Source organism: uncultured Leptotrichia sp. (genome assembly GCF_938036635.1).
Classification (GTDB): domain Bacteria; phylum Fusobacteriota; class Fusobacteriia; order Fusobacteriales; family Leptotrichiaceae; genus Leptotrichia; species Leptotrichia hongkongensis.
Genome location: NZ_CALHQO010000543.1, coordinates 1 through 1764, shown reverse-complemented (window position 1 = coordinate 1764; position 1764 = coordinate 1). Strand labels below are relative to the sequence as shown.

Below are 1764 nucleotides of genomic sequence, written 5' to 3'. Positions count from 1 at the left end.
TTATTGAGACAGGGCGTGGGTGCAATTTTGCATGTGATTTCTGTGCGATTCATTCTTATTATGAGAAAAAGTACTTTAGGCGTCCTATTGAGGAAATTGTGCAGGATATAAAAAATTCTGGGAAGAAGTATGTTTTTTTTATTGATGATAATTTTGTGGCGGATCATAAACATGCGATTGAGATTTGTAAGGCGATTGCTCCATTAAATATAAAATGGGTAACGCAAGGGGCTATTACCATTGCGAAAAATGATGAATTGCTTTACTGGATGAAAAAAAGCGGATGTAAAATGATTTTGATTGGGTACGAGTCGATGAATCCAAATATTTTAAAGGATATGGGGAAAGGCTGGAGAAGTGGCGTTGGGGAAATAAATGAACTGACGGAAAAAATTCATAGTTATGGAATCGGAATTTATGCTACTTTTGTATTCGGTTATGGAAATGACACGAAGGAAACTTTTGATGAAACGGTAAAATTTGCCAAAAAACATGGATTTTATTTTGCAGCATTTAACCATCTTGTACCATTCCCAAAAACAGGCGTTTATAGAAAATTAAGAGAAGAAAAACGGCTTCTTAGTGAAAAATGGTGGCTGGATGAAAATTATCCTTATGGACGGATTTCCTTTCTTCCAAGCGATCAGACTCCCGATGAGCTTTCCAAAAAATGTGCCAATGCAAGAAAAAGTTTTTTTGGATGGCGTTCAATACTTAAAAGAGGATTTATGCAGTTAAAACGGAGCCATGATTTGGGAATGTTTGCAATATTTTTTGCACAAAACTTTAATTTGAAAAAAGAAGTTATGGGGAAATATGATTTACCGTATGCACAAAACTTGGATGAAGCTCCAAAATAATTTTCAGTAAAATAAGCCGTAAGTATTGTGAGAATAAAAAAACCTTATGTTATTGAACAGAGTTAGTAAGTTTATAAAAGATATATCGAAAGTCAAGGACAGGAAAAATAAAAGTTATATTCCATCCCGCCATCTGTCCTGAAACCAGAACCATTGCTCTGGCAGTTTTAGGATAATTTTTTCGTATTCAGTTAAAATAGATTTCATTATTTCGTGTCTATTTTTGTAATTTTCAGGATGGATAACTTTGTCTATAAAAATGTGGCAAATATTGTTTTCATCAACTTCATTGTGAATAATAACAATCGGAATATTCTCTTTCTTGGAAAAATAGGCAGGAAAGCCTGAATTAGTGGTAGGTAAGCCAAAAAATGTGATTTTATCCCCATCTGGTTTTCGTACATCACTTAAAAGCACAAAAACGCCCTTTGAATTTTTATTTTTCAAAAAAGATTTGTAATTTTGTTCTGGAAAATAAGTCATGTTATTCTTAAAACGGATTTTATCCATATAAGATTCAATAAATTTGTTTGAGATAATTCTAATAGGAATAAACATTGCGTCGTTTCTCGTTGGAAAAAGGCTGGCGTGAAAAAATCCAAAATGTGAAGTAACAAGAATAATCCGTTCATTTTCACTCTTTAATTTTTCCAGTAATTCAGAATTATATATTTTTGGCGAAAAATTCTCAAAATATTCATAAATCCAGAAGGGCAGTAAAAACGACTTTGCTGTATTTTTATAAGATTTTATCGCAATTTCCTTGATTTTTTTCTTTGAATAATTAAAACTATTTTGTTCATTTAAAATCAAATTTAAGTTACGATATGACAATTTTCTTCCTTTTGGAATGAGATAAAAAAGCAAAACACCAATAAATTCAGATATTTTTAGACGAAGTTTG

General features: G+C 31.6%; 2 protein-coding genes. One reads left to right on the top strand and one right to left on the bottom strand.

All coding sequences use genetic code 11. From position 1 onward, the window contains the following. Positions 1–860: radical SAM protein (locus Q0370_RS10950; protein ID WP_299575642.1), on the top strand; the 860-nt coding region annotated here is incomplete at its 5' end. A 114-nt stretch (positions 861–974) separates the two neighbouring features. On the opposite strand, the gene Q0370_RS10945 is transcribed toward Q0370_RS10950, so the two are convergent. Continuing rightward, a partial coding sequence (locus Q0370_RS10945) for a lysophospholipid acyltransferase family protein (protein ID WP_299575640.1) occupies positions 975–1764 on the bottom strand: 790 nt, incomplete at its 5' end.